General features: G+C 70.1%; 21 protein-coding genes. 15 read left to right on the top strand and 6 right to left on the bottom strand.

Features of this window, described 5'->3' with window-relative positions; translation table 11 throughout:
• The first annotated feature begins 3 nt into the window (after positions 1-3).
• Both JQX13_RS01870 and JQX13_RS01865 read left to right on the top strand, forming a co-directional pair.
• Entirely contained in the window at positions 4-1,050 is a 1,047-nt protein-coding gene (locus JQX13_RS01870; protein ID WP_203407376.1) for a hypothetical protein, read from the top strand.
• Between the two features lie 161 nt (positions 1,051-1,211).
• The gene (locus tag JQX13_RS01865; RefSeq protein ID WP_203411833.1) at positions 1,212-1,538 is read left to right on the top strand and encodes a hypothetical protein; all 327 of its coding nucleotides are present in this window, start codon (positions 1,212-1,214) and stop codon (positions 1,536-1,538) included.
• A gap of 31 nt (positions 1,539-1,569) precedes the next feature.
• Here JQX13_RS01865 and JQX13_RS01860 read toward each other — a convergent pair whose 3' ends face one another.
• A complete protein-coding gene (locus JQX13_RS01860; RefSeq protein ID WP_203407375.1) occupies positions 1,570-3,090 on the bottom strand; it encodes a peptidase M3 in 1,521 nt (506 codons plus the stop codon).
• Between the two features lie 165 nt (positions 3,091-3,255).
• On the opposite strand from JQX13_RS01860, the gene JQX13_RS01855 reads away from it, so the two are divergent.
• On the top strand, positions 3,256-4,566 hold the full coding sequence (locus tag JQX13_RS01855) for a choice-of-anchor D domain-containing protein (protein WP_203407374.1): 1,311 nt from the start codon (positions 3,256-3,258) through the stop codon (positions 4,564-4,566).
• A 32-nt stretch (positions 4,567-4,598) separates the two neighbouring features.
• Here JQX13_RS01855 and JQX13_RS01850 read toward each other — a convergent pair whose 3' ends face one another.
• Positions 4,599-5,990: an MFS transporter gene (locus JQX13_RS01850; RefSeq protein WP_203407373.1), complete on the bottom strand. Its 1,392-nt coding sequence runs from the start codon at positions 5,988-5,990 to the stop codon at positions 4,599-4,601.
• Between the two features lie 48 nt (positions 5,991-6,038).
• Here JQX13_RS01850 and JQX13_RS01845 point away from each other — a divergent pair, with 48 nt between their 5' ends.
• The 6 genes from JQX13_RS01845 (at position 6,039) to JQX13_RS01820 (ending at position 11,452) form a co-directional block, all read left to right on the top strand.
• A complete protein-coding gene (locus JQX13_RS01845) occupies positions 6,039-6,968 on the top strand; it encodes an RluA family pseudouridine synthase (protein ID WP_203407372.1) in 930 nt (309 codons plus the stop codon).
• 58 nt (positions 6,969-7,026) lie between these two features.
• Positions 7,027-7,482: a MarR family winged helix-turn-helix transcriptional regulator gene (locus tag JQX13_RS01840; RefSeq protein WP_203407371.1), complete on the top strand. Its 456-nt coding sequence runs from the start codon at positions 7,027-7,029 to the stop codon at positions 7,480-7,482.
• A 171-nt stretch (positions 7,483-7,653) separates the two neighbouring features.
• Entirely contained in the window at positions 7,654-8,727 is a 1,074-nt protein-coding gene (gene hppD, locus JQX13_RS01835) for a 4-hydroxyphenylpyruvate dioxygenase (RefSeq protein WP_203407370.1), read from the top strand.
• A 33-nt stretch (positions 8,728-8,760) separates the two neighbouring features.
• Positions 8,761-10,077 (top strand): homogentisate 1,2-dioxygenase, encoded by a 1,317-nt coding sequence (gene hmgA, locus JQX13_RS01830; RefSeq protein ID WP_203407369.1) that lies wholly within the window; start codon positions 8,761-8,763, stop codon positions 10,075-10,077.
• Positions 10,074-11,087 carry a fumarylacetoacetate hydrolase family protein gene (locus tag JQX13_RS01825; RefSeq protein ID WP_203407368.1) on the top strand — a complete coding sequence of 338 codons (1,014 nt, stop codon included), beginning with the start codon at positions 10,074-10,076 and terminating at the stop codon, positions 11,085-11,087. Before hmgA ends, JQX13_RS01825 begins: the two co-directional genes overlap by 4 nt.
• Positions 11,084-11,452, top strand: a complete 369-nt coding sequence (locus JQX13_RS01820; RefSeq protein WP_203407367.1) for a Rieske (2Fe-2S) protein — start codon at positions 11,084-11,086, stop codon at positions 11,450-11,452. Before JQX13_RS01825 ends, JQX13_RS01820 begins: the two co-directional genes overlap by 4 nt.
• A gap of 66 nt (positions 11,453-11,518) precedes the next feature.
• Here JQX13_RS01820 and JQX13_RS01815 read toward each other — a convergent pair whose 3' ends face one another.
• Positions 11,519-12,535 carry a glycosyltransferase gene (locus JQX13_RS01815; protein ID WP_203407366.1) on the bottom strand — a complete coding sequence of 339 codons (1,017 nt, stop codon included), beginning with the start codon at positions 12,533-12,535 and terminating at the stop codon, positions 11,519-11,521.
• 21 nt (positions 12,536-12,556) lie between these two features.
• Between JQX13_RS01815 and JQX13_RS01810 the strand changes: the two genes are divergently transcribed.
• Positions 12,557-15,883 carry a hypothetical protein gene (locus JQX13_RS01810; protein ID WP_203407365.1) on the top strand — a complete coding sequence of 1,109 codons (3,327 nt, stop codon included), beginning with the start codon at positions 12,557-12,559 and terminating at the stop codon, positions 15,881-15,883.
• 6 nt (positions 15,884-15,889) lie between these two features.
• Here the strand turns inward: JQX13_RS01810 and JQX13_RS01805 are convergent, their stop codons facing one another.
• On the bottom strand, positions 15,890-16,768 hold the full coding sequence (locus tag JQX13_RS01805; protein ID WP_203407364.1) for a hypothetical protein: 879 nt from the start codon (positions 16,766-16,768) through the stop codon (positions 15,890-15,892).
• A 205-nt stretch (positions 16,769-16,973) separates the two neighbouring features.
• On the opposite strand from JQX13_RS01805, the gene JQX13_RS01800 reads away from it, so the two are divergent.
• A complete protein-coding gene (locus tag JQX13_RS01800; RefSeq protein WP_203411832.1) occupies positions 16,974-17,720 on the top strand; it encodes a hypothetical protein in 747 nt (248 codons plus the stop codon).
• A 70-nt stretch (positions 17,721-17,790) separates the two neighbouring features.
• Here JQX13_RS01800 and JQX13_RS01795 read toward each other — a convergent pair whose 3' ends face one another.
• Positions 17,791-19,041: a hypothetical protein gene (locus JQX13_RS01795; protein WP_203407363.1), complete on the bottom strand. Its 1,251-nt coding sequence runs from the start codon at positions 19,039-19,041 to the stop codon at positions 17,791-17,793.
• A gap of 61 nt (positions 19,042-19,102) precedes the next feature.
• On the opposite strand from JQX13_RS01795, the gene JQX13_RS01790 reads away from it, so the two are divergent.
• The 4 genes from JQX13_RS01790 (at position 19,103) to JQX13_RS01775 (ending at position 22,448) form a co-directional block, all read left to right on the top strand.
• A complete protein-coding gene (locus JQX13_RS01790; protein ID WP_203407362.1) occupies positions 19,103-19,837 on the top strand; it encodes a hypothetical protein in 735 nt (244 codons plus the stop codon).
• 19 nt (positions 19,838-19,856) lie between these two features.
• Positions 19,857-20,414: a class I SAM-dependent methyltransferase gene (locus JQX13_RS01785; protein ID WP_203407361.1), complete on the top strand. Its 558-nt coding sequence runs from the start codon at positions 19,857-19,859 to the stop codon at positions 20,412-20,414.
• Between the two features lie 167 nt (positions 20,415-20,581).
• The gene (locus JQX13_RS01780; RefSeq protein WP_203411831.1) at positions 20,582-21,439 is read left to right on the top strand and encodes a Uma2 family endonuclease; all 858 of its coding nucleotides are present in this window, start codon (positions 20,582-20,584) and stop codon (positions 21,437-21,439) included.
• A gap of 88 nt (positions 21,440-21,527) precedes the next feature.
• Positions 21,528-22,448, top strand: coding sequence for an RluA family pseudouridine synthase (locus JQX13_RS01775; RefSeq protein WP_203407360.1), 921 nt, complete (start codon positions 21,528-21,530; stop codon positions 22,446-22,448).
• On the opposite strand, the gene JQX13_RS01770 is transcribed toward JQX13_RS01775, so the two are convergent.
• A complete protein-coding gene (locus JQX13_RS01770) occupies positions 22,449-23,045 on the bottom strand; it encodes a head protein (RefSeq protein ID WP_203407359.1) in 597 nt (198 codons plus the stop codon).
• Positions 23,046-23,248 lie beyond the last annotated feature (203 nt).

The raw sequence follows: 23,248 nt of genomic DNA, 5'->3' as shown, positions 1-23,248 counted from the left end.
ACCGTGACCCGTTTCCCGAAGTCCGCCATCGCCGCAGCCCTGGCGCTCGCCGCCGTGGCCTGCCAGGACCCCGTCGACAAGGCGGCCAAGGCTCGCATCTTCTCCCCCGAGGACCCACCCAAGGTGGTGGCCTCCGCTGCCGAGAAGCTTCCACCTGAGGACGTGGCCGACAACCCCCGGGTGGCCCGCCGCATCCTCTCCATGGACGCAGCCGAGGTCACCGAGCGTCTGGGGCCCCACGCCTACAAGGCCACCGTCAGCTACGAGTGGGCCGGCGCCCCGGGGACCACCACCCCCGTCAAGCTCACCGAGACCCGCACCTTCCGTGCCGGTCCGGGCGGCGTCAGCGGCGACTTCCATGGTGTGCTGGAGAACAATCGCGACCAGGGCCTCGAGGTGATGCGAGTGGGGGGCAAGGTGTATGCCCGCAACCGCTACGGCACCTTCCGCCAGCGTCTGCGCGACCGCGGCATGGCCGAGCGCAGCCGCGCCGAGCTCACCGGCGCCATCCGGGATGTGGACGCGCTCTTCCGCGGCCGCATCCTCCTGGCGCCCCAGGGCACCGTCACCTACGAGGGCCGCACCGCCTGGCGCTACTCCGTGGACCTGGGTCCGGAAGGCGACACCGGCACCACGCCCGCCGTGCTGCCCGCCCTCCTCGAGCCCAAGGGCGGCCGGGATGAGACCACCAGGCGCCGTCTGGCCTTCTTCGAGCACCGCACCCCCAAGTCGCTCAGCGGCGAGGTGCTGGTGGACGCCTCCACGTCCGTCGTCCTCAAGGTCCGCCTGGATGGGCGCATCGCCGTCCCCGCCAACGACGCCGGGGGCGCCGCCGAGCTGCGCATGGTGCTGGAGTCCGCCCTGAGTGAGATCGGCCAGGACCCCAAGTTGCAGCCGCCGGAGAATTTTCTTCCGGACGCGGACAAGCCGCAGGGTATCGCGGATGCGTTGGATCGCTTCGGCATCCCTCGCAACAAGCCCGAGGGCGCCGGGTCCTCCGGTGCCGCCGGTGCCCCCGCGGACGAGCCCGGGGACGACGAGGGCAACTGACGCGTCAGGTGTCCTGCGCGGAGCAGGCCGCTACAGGGAGGCAGCGGCCTGTTGGAAGAAAATTTGACCCAACTCTTGCGTTCTCTACAATCCTCGACGGTTGCGGCTCGGACGCATCCGACATGAGCGGATGTTCAGGTGCCCACTGCAAGGGAGCGGAGATGGAGCGCAAGGTCGGTAGCAGCACGACGGTGACGGCCAAGGAGGTCGAGGTAGCGCTGGAGAAGGCGCGGACCCTGACGTCCGAAGAGGAGAAGGTGCTGCGCATGCGGCACGGAGCCGGGGCCGCCAAGAAGAGCGCGCCGCTCCCTCGTGCCGCGGGCAACAACGAGGAGCTGGGTGACGAGCTGCTCCTCATCGAGATGCAGCTGATGAAGGCCATGCGCGAGCGCACCGGCCAGACGAAGTCGGCCAGCAAGCCGAAGGCGACGACCGGCGCCAACGCGACGAAGGACAAGATCGTCCGCGCGCTGCGCAAGAAGAAGTAGTCCCCCGGTCGTCTCTCTCCCGGGCTGGCGCTCAGCGATTGAGCAGAGCCACGAGGCGGTCACCCGCCTCGGGGATCGTCAGCCCTTTTCCCGAAATCTCGGTGGCGAGCGTCTCGGCGTCATCGGTGCCGCCTCGTGCGAAGAGGCCCTGGAGCCAGCGGCCCGCGGTGGGGTTGCGCCACCAGTCCTCGTTGAAGCGCCCGGTGAGGTGCGCCGTGAGCCGTGTCTCCAGCGCCCAGGCGCGCAGGTAGCGCGTCACGTAGAGCTGGGGGTCCACGTCGAAGAGGAAGAAGCCCGGGTGCGGCTCGACGAAGAGCGCGCGCCGCTGGGCATCCGCGTACTCGTCGGCCCGCTCGGGCGAGGGCCCGCGCGTGTAGAGGGACAGCTCGTAGGACAGCTTCGCGCAGTGCCGGCGCAGCACCGTGAGGCCCTGGAAGGCGGCCATGCGGGTGGCGTCCCGCGCGGTGGCCGAGGGCAGGCGCAGGTAGCGCTTCAGCCACTCCTCGTCCGTGAGGAGCCGCTCGAGCAGGATGGCGAAGGCCTCCGTCACCGAGGCGTCCCCCAGCCGGCGCAGCTCCAGCGGCAGCTGCTCCGACACGTGGGCGTGGTGCAGGGCGTGGCCGTACTCGTGCAGCAGGCTGCCCAGCGCGTCCATGCCGGCGCGCTTCTGGAAGACGAGGCGCACCTCGCCCGGGATGCGCACCGCGGCGGTGAAGGGACGGGAGGCCTTGCCGGGTCGCTCCTCGTCGTCCATGCGGATGCGGCCCTCGGCGGACGGGTGGAAACCCCACTCGCCGAGCCACCGGATGACGGCGGGCAGCCCGTCCTCGCGCCGGAAGAAGCCGCTCATCCACGGCACCTGGGTGGCCGCCTGCAGGTCGTGCCTGCGCGCGTGGCCCGAGGGCAGGGGCCGCAGCAGGGGCTCCACCTTCTTGAGGGCGTAGCCGAGCACGTCCCGGTAGGCGTCCTCGGTGAGGCGCAGCGTCTGCTCGGCGGCCTCGGCCAGCTTGTTCAGCTCGATGCCGGAGACGTCCTCGCGCAGGGCGACGTAGCTGGGGGCGCGCAGCTTCTCGGTGACGCGGAAGGCGGCCTCGCGACGGGCGCCATAGCGGCCCCGGTTGTCCCAGAGGAAGCCGCCCGTGGCGCTCTCGAGCAGGGCGCGCCGGCCGCGGTTCGGCTCATGGGGGAGCTGGCCGAGCGCCTCGCCGAAGGAGAGGGTCTGGTCATCCACGGGGAGGTGGGCGCGGGCCTCCAGCTGGGCCACGGCCTCGGCGTCGGGGGCGGCGAGGGCCTCCTCGACCTGGGTGGCGATGAAGTCGCGCAGCAGCCGCAGACGGCGCACGCCGAGCGAGTCGCCCTTGGCCTGGGCCTTGGGAACGGCCTCGGTGGCGGCGGCGAAGGCCTCGGGGGAGGCGATTTCAGGCGAGTCCTCGTAGAGCTCGCGAAGGGGGAGCTCCTGGGCGAGGCCCGCGGCATGGCGGTACTGGAGGGTGGCCAGCTCGGCGAGGAAGTCGTCCAGGCTCGCGCGCAGGGTGGGGAGGGGACGGTCCATGGGGGGCCGGAAGGTAGACAGTTCGGCCTCGGGGGGAAAGGCCCGAGCACGTGGAGCGTGCCTCGTTCACAGCGTGAAGGGGCTTCCCCTCCGGAAGGCGATGTTGGATAGAGCACGCCGCCGGGTCCCCGTTCGATACGCGGGACCAATGCAGAGGGGGAAGCAATGTCGGTGGGAGTGTTCTTCAAGCCGTGGATTCTGGGTCTCGCGTCCGTCGTGGCGCTCGCCGGGTGCGGAGGGCCGCCGTCAGGGACGGGGACCGGCTCCGGCGAGGGTGCCGACAATGGCGGTGACGTCCTCGTGGATGGGGGCAGGGTCTCGCCGGAGCCGGACGCGGGCGCGGGCCCGGGTACCGATTCGGGCTCGGGTTCGGGAGGGGACTCGGGCTCCTCGGAAACGGGGGCGATCGAGGTCTCCGATGCGCCCGGGTTCGACTTCGGCCCGTCCCTCATCGGGACCACGGCCGAGCGCTGGTTCTTCTTGCGCAACCGGAGCGCGGGCACGGTGACGTCGTTGGCGGTGTCGCTATCGGGCGCCCCTTTCACGTTCGCGGGCGGCACCTTCCCGGGCATCGGAGGTATGTGCGGGGCGGAGCTCGCCCCCGGGGCCTCGTGCCAGTTCGCGGTGGCGTTCCATCCCACCGAGCGAGGAGCCGCGAATGGAACGCTCACGGTGCGGTTCGCGACGGGGCTGGTGGAGGGGGCCGTCGTCCGGACGCTCGCGGGGAAGGGGCTGGCTCCCGCGCTCGTGCAGGCCACGTCCACGATCGTTGACTTCGGAGCACTGGTTCAGGGACGGCAGAGTTGGCGCACCGTGACCCTGACGAACACCGGCGATGTGGACGCGACCCAGCTCTCGGCTCGTACACCTCCGGCGCCCTTCTCCTTCAAGGGCGGCTACCAGCCTGGAACGGGGGGCACGTGCTGGATCACCCTGGCGGCTGGAGAGAGCTGCACCCTCGTCCTGGGCTTCACTGCCTCCGAGACGGGAGTGGCGAAGACCACGTTGTCCATCTCCTATGAGGATGGCGTCGCCTTCCGGAGCATCCCGCTCGCCCTCGTCGGTTCGGTTGTGTCTCCCGCCTTCCTCTCCATCACCGACTCCCTCTCCGATGCGAACCCGTTCGACTTCGGCGATGTCGCCGTCGGAGCGGTCGCGGAGCACACCTTCACGGTCAGGAATACAGGAGATACGGCCGCCAGCAATATGACGCCACGTCCCATTGGGTCGCCCTTCGACTTCAAGGGGGGAGCCTATCCAGGCACCGGAGGCACCTGCGGCACGACGCTCGAGAGCGGCGCGAGCTGCACGCTGATCGTGACGTTCGCGCCGCTACAAGAGGGCCTGAGCCACGGTGTCGTCACTCTGACCTACGATAGTGGGAGCGGCTACGTCGGTGGTGGTTGGATGTCGGTGGACCGTAATCTCTTCGGCTCCAGTGGGCACCCGCGCCCGCTCGGTGTCTCCCTCCGGTGAGTTGAGACACGAGGCGTCCAGGTGGCATGGCGCTACGGTGTCACCTGGACGTCGACCTGCCGATGGTGCCGGAAGGTGCTGACCACGGCCGACGCGACCGAGACGCACGCTCCGAGTCCCAGGGCCACCGTGGGCCCGTGGCTCGAGAACGCCCGGAAGCACACGGCGACGAGGGTGGCACCGCATGTCTGCCCCAGGAGCCGGGCCGTCGCCTGCATGCCTCCCGCGCCGCCGCTGCGCGCCTTCGGAGCGGAGGAGAGCATCGCGCGGTTGTTCGGTGACTGAAAGAATCCGAAGCCCACGCCACAGAGGGTCATGCCGAGGACGATGATGCCGCTCGCCGCATGTGCCGGCAGGAGCGCGAGCAGCGTCAATCCCGTCGCCATCACCATCGAGCCCACGCCACACAGGATGGCCGCCGAGAAGCGATCCGCCAGCCGCCCCGCGATGGGCGCCATGACGGCGACGGCGACCGGCCAGGGCGTCATCAACAGCCCGGTCTCCACCTGACTGCGCCCCAGGACGTTCTGGAAGTAGAAGGGGAGTGAGACGAAGGCGAGCATCTGCGCCGAGAAGGAGCAGATGGACGCCGCGATGGAGAAGGCGAAGACCGGGATGCGCAGCAGGTCCACGGGGACGAGCGGCGAGGTCCTCGAGAGCTGGCGCCGCACCAGCACGATGCCCGCGGTGAGGCCACCGGCGAGCGCGAGGGCTCCAGGCAGCGCACCGGTCGTCAGGCTCTCGAGTCCGATGATCAGCAGCCCGAACGTCAGGGCATTGAGCAGCGCGCTCGTGAAATCGAACGGGAGCCCCGAGCGCCGGGTGTGCGGCAGGGCCTGGCGCGCGATGAGCAGGGAGACGGTTCCCATGGGCACGTTGATGGCGAAGAGCCAGGGCCACGACGCGGTGGACAGGATGGCCGAGGCGATCGTCGGACCGACGGCGGAGGAGACCGCGACCACCAGGGCGTTGATGCCAATGGCCCGGCCCAGCAACCGGTTCGGGTAGGTGAAGCGGACGAGGGCGGCATTGACGCTCATGACCGCGGCGGCGCCGAAGCCCTGGAGGATTCGCGAGAGCGTCAAGCCCACGAGGGAGCCCGACAGCGCGCAGGCCAGCGAGGCCAGCGTGAACACCAGGAGGCCCATCTGGAAGACCCGCCGGTAGCCCACGATGTCGCCCAGCGAGGCGAACGGGAGGATCGAGACGACGATGGCGAGCTGGTAGGCGTTGACGATCCAGATCGACGCGGCGGGCGAGGCGTTCAGGTTCCGCGAGATGGCGGGCAGCGCGACATTGGCGATCGCGCCATCCAGAACGGCCATGGAGATCGCGAGCACGATGGCGACGATTGCCCAGTATCGGCGGGGTGTGGGGAGACCATCGGAGGCTTCCATTCCGGGATTCGTCTTGATGTCTTCCATGTCCGGGGCCGTATGTTCCCACGTGGACGCCACGAGGAAACCCACTGAATGAAGCGCCGCACCTTTCGAGTCGAAGCCGCCCACGTGAACCGAGCCCTGGGAGAGGCGCTGGCGGCGGAGCTGGGCGTGCCGCGTGAGGAGGCCGCGCGCCTGGTGGGCGTGGGAGCGGTGTACGTGGCCGGGCGCCGGAGCCGGGACGCGGGGACGCGGCTGACCGCGGGGCAGGTGGTGACGGTGGTGCTGGAGGAGGGGGGACAGAGCCCTCTCGCCGCGGCGGCGGCTCCCGCCCTGGCGCTCCGGGTGCTGCACGAGGACGAGGACGTCATCGCGGTGGACAAGCCGGCGGGAATGACGGCGCAGCCCACGGAAGGGCGGGTAGGGGACAGTCTGGTGGACAAGGTGGGTGAGCACCTGAAGCGGCCGGCGGGGCTGGTGCACCGGCTGGACCGGGAGACGTCCGGGGTGACGGTGTTCGGGAAGACGCCTCGGGCGACGACCGCCCTGGCGGAGGAGTTCCGCGAGGGCCGGGCCCGCAAGCGCTACCTGGCGGCGGTAGGGCCGGTATCACTGCCTTCTGAAGGCACCATCGATCTGCCGCTGTCGAAGGACCCGTCCCGGCCGGGGCGCTGGCGCGCGACCCGCGCGGCCAATGGCATTCCCGCGTTCACGCGGTACCGCGTGCTGCACGCGGGCTCGGACTTCTGCCTGGTGGAGCTGTTGCCCCAGACGGGACGCACCCACCAGTTGCGCGCGCACCTGACGGCGCTGGGCGCGCCCATTCTCGGGGACAAGCGTTACGGCGGGGCGGCTCGGGCGGGAGGGCTTCCGGCTCCGCGTTGCCTGCTGCACGCGCAGGCGCTGGAGTTGGGGCATCCGGGCACGGGCCAACCGGTGCGGTTCGAGGCGCCCGTTCCGGAGGACCTCGCGCGCTTCTTCGAGGCCGCGCGGGTCCCGGCTCCCCTGGGGGCCATTCGTTGATTCCCAAGGACGGTCCGGTTGCTCCTACACCAACCTCCTCGTACCCTGTGGACGTACCGTGGCACGCTCCCATATCAAGCTCGACGAATTCGTCCCCTACAGACTCTCGCTTGCCTCCAACGCGGTGAGTCAGGTCATCGCCCGGGCCTACGAGGAGCACTTCGGCCTCAAGATGCACGAGTGGCGCGTCATCACCGTGCTGGCGCAGGACGGTGAGCTCACCCAGCAGGAGATCGTCGGCCGCACGAAGATGGACAAGGTGACGGTGAGCCGCGCCGCGCAGGTGCTCGAGCGGCGCAAGCTCCTGCGCCGTGTGACGAACGCCGCGGACGCCCGCTCCCTCCGTCTCTCGCTCACCGCCGAGGGAAAGAAGCTCTACGCCCGGGTCGCGCCCGCGGCGCTGGAGCTCGAGGCGGAGGTGCTCGAGGGGCTCAGCGAGCGGGAGGTCGCCGCCCTCAAGGACGTGCTCCGCCGCCTGGAGATGGCCGCCGAGCGCGTGCTCGCTCGCCGCTGACGCGCCGCGTCGGCTCCAACCCGTCCGCTCTCCAGGCACCAGTTCCCCGGCACTCCCGTTCCGGGTTCAACAGGCTCCCATCTGGTGTCTTGCGGATTTAGTTTCAGACGTTACTATTTATTCAATAGTTTCAGATGTTACTATCTGGGCCGTTTACGGAGGTCACGGGTCATGAGCGCCACGGCGGAGAATCCCCTCGGGTTGAATGGTTTCGAGTTCGTTGAGTTCACCTCGCCGGAGCCCGGCAAGATGATCGAGCTCATCGAGCGGTTGGGCTTCACGGCGTACGCGACGCACCCGACGAAGGACGTCATCCGCTACAAGCAGGGCGGCATCAACCTGCTGGTGAACCGCGAGCCGACCGGGCAGGCGGCCGAGTTCCGGGCGGTGCACGGACCGTCGGCCAACGGCATGGCCTTCCGCGTGGCCAACGCGAAGAAGGCCTACGAGATGGCGATCGAGCGTGGCGCTCGTCCGGCGGACCCGAACGCGGGCACGCTCGGCCCCGACAGCTATGTCCTCCAGGGCATCGGTGGCAGCCTGCTCTATCTCGTCGACCGCTACGGCGAGAAGGGCTCCCTCTATGACGACTGGCGCCAGATTCCCGGTGCCAGGGAGATGGAGGCGAAGAACAGCACCGGCCTCGACATCCTCGACCACCTCACGCACAACGTGCGCCGCGGCGAGATGCGCACCTGGTCGACCTTCTACAACCGCGTGTTCGGGTTCACCGAGCAGAAGTACTTCGACATCAAGGGCCAGGCGACCGGCCTGTTCTCCCAGGCGATGATCGCCCCCGATCGCGCCATCCGCATCCCGCTCAACGAGAGCCAGGACGACAAGTCGCAGATCGAGGAGTTCATCCGCCAGTACAACGGCGAGGGCATCCAGCACCTCGCGCTGACCACCAACGACATCTACGGCACGGTGGAGAAGCTGCGCGAGCGCGGAGTCATCTTCCAGGACACCATCGAGACCTACTACGAGCTGGTGGACAAGCGGGTGCCGGGCCACGAGGAGGACCTGGCGCGGATGAAGAAGAACCGCATCCTCATCGACGGCAGCAAGACGGAGGGCTTCCTGCTGCAGATCTTCACCGAGAACCTCTTCGGCCCCATCTTCTTCGAGATCATCCAGCGCAAGGGCAACGAGGGCTTCGGCAACGGGAACTTCCAGGCCCTGTTCGAGTCCATCGAGCTGGATCAGATCCGGCGCGGCGTCATCAAGGTGACCACCCAGAAGTAGTCGGCCGCCAGAGCGCAATCCGAGGAGGGAACCATGGCGATGGACGGATACCTGTCGGGGTTTGCCAACGAGTTCGCGACCGAGGCCGTCGCGGGGGCTCTGCCGGAGGGACAGAACTCTCCCCAGCGCGTGCCCTATGGCCTCTACGCGGAGCAGCTCTCGGGCTCGGCGTTCACCGCGCCACGGCGTGAGAACCGCCGGAGCTGGCTCTACCGGATTCGCCCCAGCTCGAGCCACGGCTCGTTCCGTCCGCTCCCGGAGGGACTGCTGCGCAGCGGTCCCTTCTCCGAGGTTCCCGCCACGCCCAACCGCCTGCGCTGGAGTCCGCTGCCGCGTCCGTCCCAGCCCACCGACTTCATCGAGGGGCTCGTCACGTTCGGCGGGAACGGCTCGCCGGCGCTGGGCGCGGGCGTGGGGATCCACCAGTACCTCGCCAACCGGTCGATGACCGACACGGTGTTCTACAACGCCGACGGGGAGATGCTGATCGTCCCCCAGTCCGGGCGGCTCCGGCTCGTGACCGAGCTGGGCGTGCTCGGGCTCGCGCCGGGTGAGGTGGGGGTCGTCCCGCGCGGCGTGCGCTTCCGCGCCGAGCTGCCCGACGGCCAGGCCGCCGGGTACATCTGCGAGAACTACGGCGCGTTGTTCCGGCTCCCCGAGCTCGGGCCGATCGGCTCCAACGGGCTCGCCAACCCGCGCGACTTCCTCACGCCGGTCGCCGCGTACGAGGACGTCGACCGGCCCACGCGCGTCATCCAGAAGTTCCAGGGCCGCCTCTGGGCCGCCGAGCTCGACCACTCGCCGCTCGACGTCGTGGCCTGGCACGGCAACCTCGCGCCGTACAAGTACGACCTGTCACGCTTCAACACGATCGGCACGGTGAGCTTCGACCATCCGGATCCGTCGATCTTCACGGTGCTCACCTCGCCGAGCGAGATTCCCGGCGTCGCCAACTGCGACTTCGTCATCTTCCCGCCGCGGTGGATGGTCGCCGAGAACACCTTCCGCCCGCCCTGGTTCCACCGGAACGTCATGAGCGAGTTCATGGGGCTCGTGCACGGTGAGTACGACGCGAAGGCCGAGGGCTTCCTCCCCGGCGGTGCGTCGCTGCACAACTGCATGAGCGGCCACGGCCCCGATCGCGAGACCTATACGCGCGCGGTGGAGGCCCGGCTCGCGCCCCAGAAGATCACCGACACGCTCGCGTTCATGTTCGAGAGCCGTTGGGTGATCGCCCCCACGCGCTTCGCCATGGAGACGCCCGCCCTGCAGCGTGACTACGACGCCTGCTGGTCGGATTTCCCGAAGGCCCGGCTGCCCGGAGCGGGCTCGGAGAAGGTGACGCGGTGAGGCTCGCATCGCTGAAGTCGGGGCGCGACGGCCGCCTGGTCGTTGTCTCGGATGATCTGGCCTGGTGTGCGGATGCCTCGGTGATCGCGCCGACGTTGCAGCGCGCGCTCGACGAGTGGGAGCGCTGTGAGGCGCCGCTCCGTGCCCTCGCCGCGGCGCTGAATCGTGGCGACGCGCCGAGGATGCCGTTCTCCGAGGAGGGGTGTGCCTCGCCGCTGCCTCGCGCCTATCAATGGGCGGATGGCTCGGCGTACGTGAACCACGTCGCGCTCGTGCGCAAGGCTCGCAAGGCCGAGATGCCCGAGAGCTTCTGGAGCGATCCGCTCATGTACCAGGGCGGCTCGGATGGTTTCATCGGTCCCCGGGAGCCCATCCCGCTCGCGGACGTGAGCTGGGGCTGTGACCTGGAGGGAGAGGTCGCCGTCATCACCGGAGACGTGCGCCAGGGCGCCACCCGCGAGGAGGCGCTCGCGGCCATCCGGCTCGTCATGCTGGTCAATGACGTGTCGCTGCGGAACCTCATCCCCGCCGAGCTCGCCAAGGGGTTCGGGTTCTTCCAGTCCAAGCCTGCCTCCTCCTTCTCGCCCGTCGCCGTCACGCCCGATGCGCTCGGCGAGGCCTGGCGCGAGGGCAAGCTGCACGGGGCCCTGCGTGTCTCGTTGAACGGGGAGCCCTTCGGGCGCGCGGACGCGGGCGTCGACATGACGTTCGACTTCGGCACCTTGATCGCTCACGCCGCCAGGACGCGCGACCTGTGCGCGGGCTCCATCATCGGCTCGGGCACCGTGTCCAACCGCGATGCGGATGGGGGTCCCGGCAAGCCCATCCGTGATGGGGGGCTCGGTTATTCCTGCATCGCCGAGGTGCGCACCGTCGAGACGCTCCTGACCGGGGCTCCGAAGACGCCCTTCCTCCGCCACGGCGACCGCGTGCGCATCGAGATGCTGGATGCGGCGGGCCGCTCTCTGTTCGGCGCGATCGACCAGGTCGTCACGGAGCCTCGTAGATGAGTGAGGGGCCGCGCTCTCGCGTCTTCGAGACTCCCGCTGGCGTTGCCCTCTGCACGCTCGATTCGCTCGCGGACCCCGGTGCTCGCAACTTCGTCCTGCAGATCGATGAGGCCTTCTTTCATGGCTTCCTCGTGCGCACCGGAGAGAGTGTTCGGGGCTATGTGGACCGCTGCCCGCATCAGGGGCTGCCGCTCGCGCAGAAGCTCGACGGCTATCTGACTCCCGATGCCCGGTTGATCTCCTGCTCGTGGCATGGGGCGCTCTTCCGCATCGAGGATGGGGCGTGCGTCGGAGGGCCGTGTTCCGGTGCTCGGCTGACTCCGTGGCCTGTGACGGTCCAGAATGGCGTGGTGCGCACGGCCTGAGGGGGGAGTACGGGGGCGGATACCGTCACCCCGACCCTCTCCCGGAGGGAGAGGGAGGGGGGCGGGTCATGCGGCACAGGTGAAGTGCACTCCCTCCACCCAGCCGCGGCTCGTGAGGGCTCCTCGGATTTCGTCTCGGATTCCTCTCACTCCCACCGCCGCTATCAGGTGGGTGTCCTCCGGCGGTGCTCCCAGTGACTCCGGTGGGTACACCGGTATCCCGTGGATTCGCGTGCCCACCTTTCGTGGGTGCACGTCGATGAAGCGCTCCACCCTCGCCCACTCCGCCAGCAGGAAGCGCGTGAGGATGAGCCCTCCAGGTCCTGTTCCCCAGATCGTCAGGGGACGTCCCGCTACCTCGCGGCTGCGCGCCAGGTAGCGCGCCTTGACCCAGATGAATCGCTTGTGCGCGTACCTCGGGTCCGTCCGCGTCAGCCGCTCCGTGCTGTCCCGCCAGCGCAACAGCACCTCCGGCAGGTTGCGCATCCGGTGGCCCCTGTCGATGAGCTTCAGCCACAGGTCGTAGTCTTCCGGGAAGTCGCCGTACTCCCACCCTCCGGCCGCCACCACCGCCTCCCGTCTCAGGCACACCGAGGGGTGGCAGATGGGGCTCTCCACGAAGCGCTCCCGGTGGAGCCGCTCGGCGGTGGTGAGCCCGTTGAGCCAGGCCGCGTAGTCCCGCATCGAGGGGCTCACCGGCTGATCCTCGCGGAACAACTCCACGCTCGTGCCCACGCCTCCGAGGCCCGGGTCCTCTTCCAGCGCTTCGACGCTCGCCTCCAGCCGTCGCGGCAGTGCCTCGTCATCCGCGTCCATCCGCGCCACGTAGGGCGAGGTGGCATGCGAGAGTGCCAGGTTGAGCGCCGCGACCAGGCCCCGGCCCCCTCCGTCGAGCACCTCCACCCGGGCATCTCGCGCCGCCAGCCCCTCGAGCACCGCGCGCGTCCCGTCCGTGGAGCCGTCATCCACCGCCAACACCCGGATTTCACGCAGGGTGCCTTCGAGGAGGCTCTCCACGGCGCGAGCCACGGTGCGCTCGGCGTTTCGGGCGGGAAGGAGGGTGGTGACGACCGGAGGCTGCATCCTGTGTAGACTGCCGCACCCATGGGTGGCGTGAGAAACGGCAACGACGCCGGTTCGTCGGAGTCAGCCGATACGCACCAGCGCTCGCCCGCTGGCCTGTCCCGGGTCGGGGAGGGCGCCGACGTGTCCGCGCTCGTCGAACGTCACCGCCAGAGCGCCGCCCGTCTGCTGAACCAGGGACATGCCGCACGGGCTTTCGGCGAGCTGGTCCGCGCCAGCCGCTCCCTGCCCATGACGCCGCGTCTGGCCTCGGCGCTGGTCACCTTCTCGCTGCGCGCCGGCACCGAGGCCTCCGCCATCGCGCTCCTCTCGTCCTCGCTCGGCCACACCCAGGGCCCCACCCGCCGTGCCGTACGGCTGCAGCTCGCTCGCGTGCTGCGCCGGGTGGAGCAGCTTCCTCGTGCCGTCGAGGTGCTCCAGGCGCTCGTCGACGAGTCCCCCGAGGATCGTCGCGCCCGCGGGCTCCTCGACGTCCTCCTCCGCCGGCTCTCTCGAGAGGGCACCGGCGAGCCCTCCTCGCCCTGGTCGGAGGATGAGCGCACCATGGAATCCCTCGGTCCGCCCGATGCGCGCTTCACCCCGCGGGCTCCCCAACCCCGAGCCGTGGCTCCCGAGGCCGCCGACGAGGAGCGACACGCCACCCTGCTCGAGCAGCCCGCTCCCTGGTTGCAGGACGAGACCACCTCCCAGGCGTCCGAGCAGCCCGTCTCGCTCGCCGCGTCTCCCGCCTCCGCTCCGCGGGACGACTCCGCCGGGGAGGATGAGTCCACCTCCGACGCTCCCGCGTTCCGGTCCGTATCCCCGCTCATTGCTCCACCGGCGGGGCTCAGGGCGGATGCACCCATTCCCTGGAGCAGCGACGAGGACACCGAGCCCTCCCGTCAGTTGGTGCCCCGGCAGGCCAATCCGGACGAGACGCGTCTCGAGGCCCAGCTCATCGCGCGCCGGAGCTGGCGCGAGCTGGCCCAGTTCTACCTGGCCCAGGCCGATCGCGCGCAGGACCTGGTGGTCCGCGCCGAGACCCTCACCCGGCTCGCCGAGCTTCTCGAGGACGAGCTGCAGGACACCGCGGAGGCGGCCCGGGTGTATGGCCAGATCGTCTCACTCACGGGGGACCAGGCCGCGCTCGCCGAGCAGGTGCGGCTCCTGACCCAGCGCGCCGATGGGGATGACTGGGTGGTGCGGCGCGTGCTCGACGAAGCCGTGCAGCGCGCGAGCAACCCCAGGGCACGTGCCGCGGCGTTCCTGGCTCGGGGCGAGCGGCTGTTGTCCATGGGCGAGCTGGCCCGCGCCCGCTCGGACTTCGAGGCGGTGGTGGCCATCTCCCCCCACTCGCTCCCGGCCTTGATGGGGCTCGCCCGGTGCGTGCCCGAGGCGGACCGCGCCCGGATGGCCGAGCGTCTGCGTGTCGCGCTCGCCGCCGTACCTCGCCGGACCGCCCACCGCGCAGAGGGGCTGCGGTGCCTCGCGGAGCTCGCCGGAGGGTCGCTCTCCGATGCGCGGCTCGCCCACTGGGCCTGGTCGGAGGTGCTCGCGGAGAACTCCGAGGACCTGCTCGCGCAGGACCACCTCCTGGAGCTGACGCGACAGCTGGGGGACAGGGTCGGGTTGAGCCGCCTGCTGCGTGCCCGTCTCGCTCGCGAGCCGCGTGGACCGGCGGCGCGCAAGGCCCGGCTGGAGTTGGTGGCCACGCTGGAGGCCGCGGGGGACCACGAGGCCTCGCTGGCGGAGCTGCGCCAGGCGGTGCGCTTCGAGCCGGGGCACAGGGAAGCGTGGCTGCTGCTCGTGGATCGTCTCGTCTCGCTGGGGCGGAACGGCGAGGCCGCGTGGGCCATGGAGCACGCCGCCACCGCCACCGAGGACGACGAGGCCCGGCTTGGCAGCTGGGATCGTCTCGCGCGCTTCTGTCGCGAGGTGCTGGGGGACCCGGCCCGCGCGCAGGTGTACGCCAACCGGGCGGAGAACCTGCGCAAGGCCATCGCCGAGCGCGCGGTTCCATCGCTGCACCCCGAGCCGCCTCGCAGCGCCGTCCCCAAGCGGGAGCCGAGCGGCTCTCGCACCGCCCTCCTCGTCCCGCCGCCCGGCACGGTGGAGCTCACGCCCACGCCGAAGGCCCCGGCCCCCGTCCCCTCGCCCGAGTCCGCGCCAACCCTCCTCGAGATGCCCGTGGTCCCCGCGGGCAAGGGCTCTGCTCCCACGAGCCCTCCTCCGCCCCAGCTCGCGCCCGAGCCGCCCTCCTCTCCGATGGCCGTGGAGAGCACCCGGTTCATCGCCTGGGAGGCGCCTCCGGGGAAGATGGACCCGGTACGCCGGCGTGCCCGGGTTGGAGCCGCGACTCCATCTCCCGTGGCCTCCGAGTCTTCCGCTCCTGTCGCTCCCTCGGTTTCCGCCAGGCCCGCTCCGGTTTCCGCGCCGGCTCCGGTTCCGGCTCCGCTGGAGACGGCTCGTCCGGCGGCCATCGAGCGTGTGCGCGAGCGCCCGCTCGATGCGGCGGCCTACCGGGAGCTCTCGGCCTTCTTCGTGAGCCGGGGCGACACGGCGCGGGGCTCGTTGATGGCGGAGGTGGCTGCGGCGCTCGTGGGGGAGAAGGGCGCCGTGCCCCGGCCTCCGCGCCACACGCTCACCCGCGAGGAGCGCGCGGGCCTGCGACACCCCGGTCTGCGCAACCCCGCGGGCGAGCTGCTCGCCTCCGTGGGTCATGCCCTCTGCCGCCTCTTCCCCACCTTCGGCAGGGCCGCGGGTTCCTCCGAGCCGCTTCGTCCGGACTCGGGCCCGGGGGCTCGCGCCGCCCTGGAAGTGCTGCAGTCCGTCGCTCGACTGCTCGATGTGCAGCTCCCCGAGATCTTCATCTCCGAGGACGAGGGGCCTCCCTTCTCGCTCGTCCACCCGGGAGCCCCGCGCCTGCTGGTGGGCCGGCTCGCGGTGCGCCAGATGCTGCCGGAGCCGGAGCTGCGCTTCTTCGCCGGGCGCGCCCTGTCCTGTCTCGGGCCGGACCTGCTCGCGCTGCGCTGCCTGAAGAAGGATCAGCTGCTGCGCGCGGTGGCCATCCTCTCCTCGGTGCTGCGCGGCGGGACGGAGTTCGGCCCCGAGTCCCGGGTGGTGCGCGAGGCACTGCATCCCCGGTCCCGAGAGCGGGCGCTGGCGCTGATGGAGTCGGCCCTGCGGGAGTTCGATGCCTCGGCGCTCGCGGAGGCAGCCCGTCATTCGGCGAATCGCGCGGGGCTCGTCGCCTGTGGAGGCCCGGGGCCCGCGGTGGCGGCGCTGCGTGCCCTCAAGTCCAGCGAGCAGGAATTGGTGGAGCTGGTGCGCTTCTCCGCCTCCGAGCGCTACCTCCCGCTGCGCGGCTGAGCGCGCTCAGCGCACCTGCACCTTGAAGGTGAGGGCGACGAGCCGTCCCCGCTCTCCGCCGAAGTCGTGGTGGTAGGCCAGGTCGATGCCGCCGCCTCCTCCCGTCAGCAGGCCGATGCCCACGCCGAGCTGGGAGGCACGGGCGAAGCCATCCCACGTGTAGCCCGCGCGCAGCGGGAAGCTCTGTCCGAGGACGTACTCGAGTCCACCGCTATAGGTGAACGTGGTGCGGTCGTTCGTCTCGAAGTCCGCGCGCACGTCCGCCGCGACGGTGAGCAGGCCGGCGAACACTCCCGCGTGGGCCGAGTAGTACCGGGTGAGCTCGGGGTTGCCGGTGCCGATGAGGTTGTGGGCGGAGACGCCGATGGAGAAGGCGTCGCTGGGGCGCACGAGGATGCCGGCGTCGGCGGTGAGGGCATTGGCCTGCCGGGCGCCGCGCAGCAGCAGGTAGCGCGTGGAGGCGCCGATCATCAGGCTGTTGGCCAGCGGCAGCGCGAGGGCCAACGTATTGAGGTGGCCGGTGGCGCGCTGCGTGCCCTTGCCGAGCGTGATGAGCTGGTAGGACACCCCGGCGGCGAGCAGGCTGGTGGACGAGTCCGCCACGGCCACCATGCCGAGCGCATCCTTGCCTACCCAGTCCCAGGAGCCGGTCAGCTCGATGCGGTAGGTGCGGAAGGCGGCGAGGGCCGCGGGGTTGCCGGTGCCCGCCTCGGCCCCGACACCCAGGGCGCGCCAGGCGCCGCCCATGCCCACACCCCGGGCACTCATGAGGTTTCTCAGGTCCTCGGCGGGCGGACGGATCGAGGTATCGGCCCCGGAATCCTCCTGGGCGGCGGCGAGGGTGGACAGAAGGACGGCCAACAGGACAGTCAGGCGAGGCCACATGGGGGGCACATCCTAACTGTCTTGATGGAGGGGTGGGCCATCACTAGATTCGCCGCCCCATGTCCACCCCATCAACGAGAGAACTCCTCATCCGCCAGTGTGTCGAGTTGGCCACGAAGGCCCTTCCGAAGACGACGTCGCCGATCGTCGACACACCGACACCCCTGTCGTGGACGCGGGGCGGGATTCGGATGGGGCGGTCGTGATGAAGCGCTCTCTCTTCGTCATGGGACTGCTGGCGGCGTTGAGCGCGGGCGCGTACGTGCTGCCCGGGGGCTCCATCCTGCGCCGGATGTCGGCGGCGAACGCGGATCAGCAGGTGTCCTCGCTGAAGGTGGATGGCTCGCTGCACTTCTACGGGCCGGCGGTGAAGGAGGCTGGAGCGGCACTGGGGCTGCCCACGGATCGGCCGGACATCGAGGCGGATGGCTCGCTGTACGTGAAGCTGCCGGGCCGCTGCCGTTTCGAGGCGCAGGCGCCGGAGGGGAACACGGTGGCGTCGGTGTCCTCCGGGGGACGCAAGCGGGTGGAGGGCACGGAGATTCCCGCGTTGTCGGAGGCGATTCAGCAGGTGTGCGCGTTGCTGGCGGTGCGCGCGGGGACGGTGCAGGACAGTCGCGAGGTGGTGGAGGAGCACCTGCGCTCGCTGGGCATCGAGCCGCGCTCGACGTCGCTGGCGCGCTTCGGCGGTGACGTGGTGTACGTGCTGGGGCCGCAGGGCGAGGGCAAGCCGCAGTTCTGGGTGTACAAGGAGGACTTCCGGCCGGCGCGGCTGCGCTACAAGGACGCGAAGGGCACGGCCTGGGACGTGCGCCTGCTGGACTACTCCTCGCCGGCCACGGGTGGGGCCCTGCCGCGCACCATCGAAGTGTGGCGCGGAGAGGACCGGGTGATGCGCTTCACGGTGCTCACGGGAGACACGCGGGCGACGCTCGCCGACACGCTCTTCTGATCACCGCTCCCTCTCCCTCTGGGAGCGGGTCGGGGTGAGGGTCGTGCCGACACTGCTTCAAATCCAGGCTTCACCGGAGCCCGGCGTCCCGCAGACGGCTCCACAGGAGCGAGAGTTCCGCTCGCTCCTTGGGGCCGGGTCTACCACAGAGCTCCACGCCATCCCGTGAGAGCAGGTACAGGGGCTCGTTCTCCTCGCTCTGACTCACGCGGAGCTCGCGGGCCTCGCGCAGCAGTCCGCCCGATTCCACGGCCGCATGAGCGAGGAGCCTGTCGAACTCGGTGTCGGGTAGCCAGCGGAGCTGCTCGAGGAGCCGCGAGACCGTGAGTCCCGCGCGAGTGGGAGCGCTCCAGGTTCCGCCGAGTGCCGCGAGCACGCGGGCTCCGTCTTGCGTCGGGAGGAAGGCGACCCGGTCGGGGCGGATGACGAGACAACCCGGCTCGACGTGGGGCTCGACCCAGGCACCACCGGGCACCTGGCGGCGGAGCCCCGGGATGCAGACGGCCTCGAGCGGACGCTCGGACACGGCCGCACCGAGGAGCGGGGGCTGGCGGTAGAGCTCCATCAAGGTGATGAGCCGTTCCGCATCCGTGAGGGACTCCAGCTGGACGGGGAAGCCGTCCTCCACCTCCACGCGCACGCTGTCGAGGATGCGCCGGAGGCCCTGGGGAGGAATGGAGCGCAGGAGCACCTGGACGGGTTGACCTCGCCGGGGCTTCCACACGAGCCGCTCCTGGGTGAGCCAGCAGTTCCCGGAGCGCCGGTACTGGAGGCCGAACCAGAGCAGCGCCATCAGCAGCCACAGGGCTCCAGCGGAGGGGTAGGAATGAAGGGAGAGGGGGATGGCCAGGGAGAACCAGAAGGGGGACTTGAGACTCGGTCTGAACGCTCCCCGGAACAGCAGCCGTTCCCGGGCATGGAGGGGCGAAGGGATGCCCTGGAGGACGTGCTGCGCGAGCTGACCGAGCGCCTCGGCGAGGGTGCCCTCCCTCTCGGACCAGCGGAGCCGCTCGTGGATGAGACCGCCCAGCCGCTGACGCCGGGCCTCCAACTCGCGTGAGAGCCGGAGCTCCGGAGTCTCCTCGGGCCAACCTTCCGCTTCCGCGCGCTTGTGGAAACGGACGAGCAACTCCTCGAGGACGGGCTCCTGGCGGGTCACTTCCCGCAGCAGCTCCAGGTTCGCATGCAGGAGGCGCTCCCATTTCCAGGAGCGCAGCAGCCCCTCCAGTTCCGCATAGGGCTTCCGCGCCGCTTCCAACGCATCGAAGCGGCCCTCGAGCTGGCGACGGATGTCCGAGGATGGGACGGACGTGGGCTGCATACCTGGCGAGCGTAACCCGTACGCACGGAGTAGGCTCGGCCCTCCGGGAAGAGTGACGAGAATGAGACGACTCCTGATGGGAATGGTGCTGTTGTGGCTCACCGGGGCGTGCCATACGAGGCGGTCCGAGCCTCCCGCGACGGTGCGCTATGTGGAGGTCCAGTGTGCGCCCTGCTCCATCGAGGAGCTCGTGCTCCAGGAGGCGGGGCCCTCGGCGGTGGACTGCGGGTGGGGTCGCGAGCCAGCGGCGTGGAGCACGGTCTCGGCATGCGTGCGGAAGGCGGATGCCGAGGGCCGTCCCTTCCGCGCGCTCGTGACCTTGCAGGGGATAGACTCGGAGATCATCGCGGGTTACGTCCGCAAGGCGGACGGATCGCGATGGGAGCTCTGGTACGACAGCAACGTGTCCGGGGGGCGCGGCTCCTGCAATGCGAGCGTGTCGCGGGTGTCATGTGCGAGCCTGGGCCAGGGTTCCGCGTCGACCTCGGGTGCGCCCCTGACCTGCGAATCTCCTGGCGAGCGCATGTCGCTCTGTCGGGAGCGCACGTCGCGGAAGGTGCGGCTCGGGCCAGTGCGAGATGCGACGGACGTGGAGTGTGATCCGGCGGACTCCGGCAAGAAGCGTCGCCTGTGCGTCAGGGGCCAGGCGCGTGGCAACGTACCGGCGGGGACGCCTCTGGTGTGCCTGCCATGGACTTCCGGTGGTGAGGATCTCGACTGCGTGGTCTCGTCCGGGGAGGAGATCCCCTTCCGGGCGTTGGCGCCGGAGGCGGAACGCGAGCTGGACGCGAAGTGAGTGCTCCGGAGGAGGGGCCATGTCCGAGCAGGATCGGCAGAGGTGGAACACCCGTTACCGCGAACAGACGGGGACAGGGGAGCCCTCCGGGTTCCTCCGTTCTCTCGATGCTCGGCTCCCGAGCACGGGCCGGGCGCTCGACGTCGCGGGAGGAGCCGGACATGACGCCCTGTGGCTCGCGAGACGAGGCCTGGACGTCACCCTGGCGGACATCTCGGATGTCGCGCTCGAGCGGGCCGGGGAGGCCGCGCGCGAGGCGAAGGTGGAACTCCGGCTCCAGCGTCTGGACGTGGAGATGGAGCCACTTCCTCCCGGGCCCTACGCGCTCGTCCTCTGCCTGAACTTCCTCTGGCGGCCGCTGTTCGCCGAGTTCCCGAAGGTGCTCGCGCCGGGTGGCCTGCTCGTCTTCGCCCAACCCACCCGGAGCAACCTGCGGCGGCATGCGCATCCCTCGGCGCGCTTCCTGCTTGAGGATGGTGAGCTGCCCAGCCTGATCCAGGGGCTGGAGCTCGTCTCGTACACCGAGGGCTGGACGGAAGAGGGTCGGCACGAGGCCCGGCTGGTGGCGCGAGCCTGACTCCGTCCCTCGAATGAGACGCGCGGGGCGTGAGCTGGAACGGACGCGCCGCGCTTCCCGGCGACGCCCGCTCGGAGGGGCGTGCCTGTGTCACATGGCCCACCGCTTGCTCACCGGCGCCGCGGGGACGATTGACCGGGCCCGCCGCGCGCCTCACCCTGGCGGGCATGGCACGGGACGAACAGGAGCGGGAGGACGCCTTTCCCCGGGCACCCTCTCGGGAAGAGTGGGCGAGGATGAGCGAGGAGGAGCGGGCCCGGGTGGTGGAGGCCCTGCCCGGGGAGGTGACGTGGGATGAGATGGCGATGCCGGAGGGAGACCTGCACTCCCAGGCGAAGATGGGGGCGTTGCAGGCCCTCAAGGGGTTCTTCTCCCGGCAACGGCGGCGGGTGTACCTGGGCACGGAGCTGCCGGTGTACTACCCCGCCGAGCGGCGCTTCGCGCCGGACCTGCTGGCCGTGCTGGACGCCGAGACACACCCTCGGAACAAGTGGGTGGTGAGTCACGAGGGCAAGGGGCTGGACTGGGTGCTGGAGGTCCACGTCGGCGGCGATCGGAAGAAGGACGCCGAGTACAACGTGAGGCGCTACGCGCGACTGGGTATCCCCGAGTACTTCATCTACGACCGGGCCCGTCAGCGGCTGGAGGGTTATCGGCTGCCGTCGAGCGAGGCGAGGGAATACGTGCCCATCACACCGGAGCAGGGCCGCTACGGCTCGGAGGTGTTGGGGCTGGAGTTGCAGGTGGAAGAGGGGCGGCTGCGATTCTGGGCGGGGCACGCGTTGCTGCTGGAGTACGAGGAGCTCATCGCCCGGATGCAGGAGATGATGGAGGGGTTGCAGCGGCGCGCGGATGAGGAAGCCCGGCAGTTGGAGGCGGCGGAGCGGCTGCGCCAGGAAGCGGAGCAGCTGCGCCAGGAAGCGGAGCGGCGTCTGGCGGACGAGACGCGGCGGAGGGAGGAACTGGAGCGCCGCCTCGCGGAGTCACAGGCCGAGCTGGAGCGCCTCAGGCAGCGCGGGGGATGAGTGGTTTCGTCGGCGGTTCCCCCAGGGCTGAAGATGTGCGGAGGTCCCGGTGGTTTCCCGGAGGGCCGCGCCGTAGAAGAGGGACCTCATGTCGCTCCAGAAGATCTCCGTCCCCCGCGAGGCCGCAGGTGAGCGGCTCGACAAGTTCCTCTCGGCGCACCTGCCCGGGCTCTCGCTGGAGCGGGCGCGGGTGCTCATCGAGCAGGGCCATGTGCGCATTCGCGGCAAGAAGTGCCAGATGTCGCGCAAGCTCTGGGGCGGAGAGGAGATCGAGCTCAGCCGCCCCCCCCCGCGAGCCCCGGCGCGGCGCCCCGTCGAGGGACCCGAGCTGCCCGTGCTCCACGACGACGCCTCCCTGATCATCGTGAACAAGCCGGCGGGCCTGGTGGTGGAACCCCAGGGGGGGAGCGTGCCCTCGGTGGTGGAGTTGCTGGCGGCGAGGATGCCTCCGTTCGACGTGGAGGGCGTGGCGCAGCCCGGGGTGGTGCACCGGTTGGACCGGGAGACGAGCGGCTGCCTCGCGCTCGCGCGTACGGACGAGGGCGTGGGGGCGCTCGACCGGGCGTTCCAGGAGAAGCGCGTGGACAAGCGCTATTGGGCGCTGGTGCTGGGAGAGACGCCCGAGCGCGACCGGCTCGAGGCGCCGTACGGGAGGGATCCCAAGGATCCGAGGCGCTTCACGACGAAGGTGCGCTCGGCGAGGCGCGCGGCGCTCTCGTACGAGGTGCGCGAGCGGTTGAAGGGCGCGACGCTGGTGGAGGTGGAGCTGGAGACGGGACGCACGCACCAGATCCGCGTGCAGATGGCCGAGGCGGGATACCCGGTGCTGGCCGACTCGTTGTACGGCCCCGAGGAGACGCGGGAGCACCCGGCGGCGAAGGAGCTCGGCCGGCATGCGCTGCACGCGGTGCGTCTGTCATTGCCGAGCCCCGCCACGGGTGGAGTGGTGAGCGTCGAGGCGCCGCTGCCCGAGGACTTCCAGAGAGCCCTGGCCCTGCTCCGGGCGTGACTATTGCGGCTGCTGTGCATCGTCCTCGCCCTGTTCCTCTTCATCCAGGGCAATGGAGAACGGGTAGAGCGCGCGGTGGTTGATGTTGCGATGGTACACCGCGAGATAGGATTCACCTGAAATCGTGATGAGGGATTGTGCAGACGGCTCGGTCTGACTCGTGAACCATGCCTCCGCTTCCTCACGTGTATCGAATGAGGCCACGGCAGGAGGGAGGCCTTCGCGCTTGAGCCGGCCGAGGTGATATTCGATCACGGCGAGTGGGATCAGGCGACGGTGGTTCAGCTCTCGGATGTACATGACGGTGTGATACTGGCCCGCGATCAGCACGAGAGTCGAATCGGGTGGTTCGGGCTGGCTGTTCAGCCAGGTTTCCGCCTCCTCGCGTGTCTTGAACGAGGCCACCACGGGAGGTGGAGCCTTGGACTTGAGGTACTCGAGGAAGTCCGCGAAGGCGTATCGCTGGCCCGTTGAAGTAATGAAGAGGAGCGCGTTGATGGCGACCCCGAGGAGCTCCTGTTCCTCCTCGGATTGCGTATTGGCGCGAATCCGCGCGAGAAGGTCCATCACGTCCGCGGTGGGCGTCCTCTTGTTCATGGCGACACCCCCGCGATGTAGGGCTCGGAGGGAATTCCTGGTGATGCCACGAGCGCAATGGGCGCGAGGACGGTGTGTCTGGTGCTCATTGAGGGGGATTGTTCCTTGCGGTCTTGACGTCCAACGGCGTCCAGTGACGTCCAGAGAGATGGAGCTTGTTCGGGGGTGATGGCGCTCACCGACTGTCCATCGTACACCACCCG

The sequence above is a fragment of the Archangium violaceum genome, assembly GCF_016859125.1.
GTDB lineage: Bacteria > Myxococcota > Myxococcia > Myxococcales > Myxococcaceae > Archangium > Archangium violaceum_A.
Note: the sequence above shows the minus strand (reverse complement) of the source record. Positions and strands in the feature narration are given on the sequence as shown.

What these genes read in the sequence shown, in the direction of transcription:
- JQX13_RS01785 (WP_203407361.1), top strand. Translation starts at nt 19,857, where the DNA reads ATGTCCGAGCAGGATCGGCAGAGGTGGAACACCCGTTACCGCGAACAG.
- JQX13_RS01855 (WP_203407374.1), top strand. Translation starts at nt 3,256, where the DNA reads ATGTCGGTGGGAGTGTTCTTCAAGCCGTGGATTCTGGGTCTCGCGTCC.
- JQX13_RS01795 (WP_203407363.1), bottom strand. Translation starts at nt 19,041, where the DNA reads ATGCAGCCCACGTCCGTCCCATCCTCGGACATCCGTCGCCAGCTCGAG.
- JQX13_RS01810 (WP_203407365.1), top strand. Translation starts at nt 12,557, where the DNA reads ATGGGTGGCGTGAGAAACGGCAACGACGCCGGTTCGTCGGAGTCAGCC.
- JQX13_RS01820 (WP_203407367.1), top strand. Translation starts at nt 11,084, where the DNA reads ATGAGTGAGGGGCCGCGCTCTCGCGTCTTCGAGACTCCCGCTGGCGTT.
- JQX13_RS01805 (WP_203407364.1), bottom strand. Translation starts at nt 16,768, where the DNA reads ATGTGGCCTCGCCTGACTGTCCTGTTGGCCGTCCTTCTGTCCACCCTC.
- JQX13_RS01770 (WP_203407359.1), bottom strand. Translation starts at nt 23,045, where the DNA reads ATGAACAAGAGGACGCCCACCGCGGACGTGATGGACCTTCTCGCGCGG.
- JQX13_RS01790 (WP_203407362.1), top strand. Translation starts at nt 19,103, where the DNA reads ATGAGACGACTCCTGATGGGAATGGTGCTGTTGTGGCTCACCGGGGCG.
- JQX13_RS01800 (WP_203411832.1), top strand. Translation starts at nt 16,974, where the DNA reads ATGAAGCGCTCTCTCTTCGTCATGGGACTGCTGGCGGCGTTGAGCGCG.
- JQX13_RS01775 (WP_203407360.1), top strand. Translation starts at nt 21,528, where the DNA reads ATGTCGCTCCAGAAGATCTCCGTCCCCCGCGAGGCCGCAGGTGAGCGG.
- JQX13_RS01860 (WP_203407375.1), bottom strand. Translation starts at nt 3,090, where the DNA reads ATGGACCGTCCCCTCCCCACCCTGCGCGCGAGCCTGGACGACTTCCTC.
- hmgA (WP_203407369.1), top strand. Translation starts at nt 8,761, where the DNA reads ATGGCGATGGACGGATACCTGTCGGGGTTTGCCAACGAGTTCGCGACC.
- JQX13_RS01865 (WP_203411833.1), top strand. Translation starts at nt 1,212, where the DNA reads ATGGAGCGCAAGGTCGGTAGCAGCACGACGGTGACGGCCAAGGAGGTC.
- hppD (WP_203407370.1), top strand. Translation starts at nt 7,654, where the DNA reads ATGAGCGCCACGGCGGAGAATCCCCTCGGGTTGAATGGTTTCGAGTTC.
- JQX13_RS01815 (WP_203407366.1), bottom strand. Translation starts at nt 12,535, where the DNA reads ATGCAGCCTCCGGTCGTCACCACCCTCCTTCCCGCCCGAAACGCCGAG.
- JQX13_RS01850 (WP_203407373.1), bottom strand. Translation starts at nt 5,990, where the DNA reads ATGGAAGACATCAAGACGAATCCCGGAATGGAAGCCTCCGATGGTCTC.
- JQX13_RS01845 (WP_203407372.1), top strand. Translation starts at nt 6,039, where the DNA reads ATGAAGCGCCGCACCTTTCGAGTCGAAGCCGCCCACGTGAACCGAGCC.
- JQX13_RS01780 (WP_203411831.1), top strand. Translation starts at nt 20,582, where the DNA reads ATGGCACGGGACGAACAGGAGCGGGAGGACGCCTTTCCCCGGGCACCC.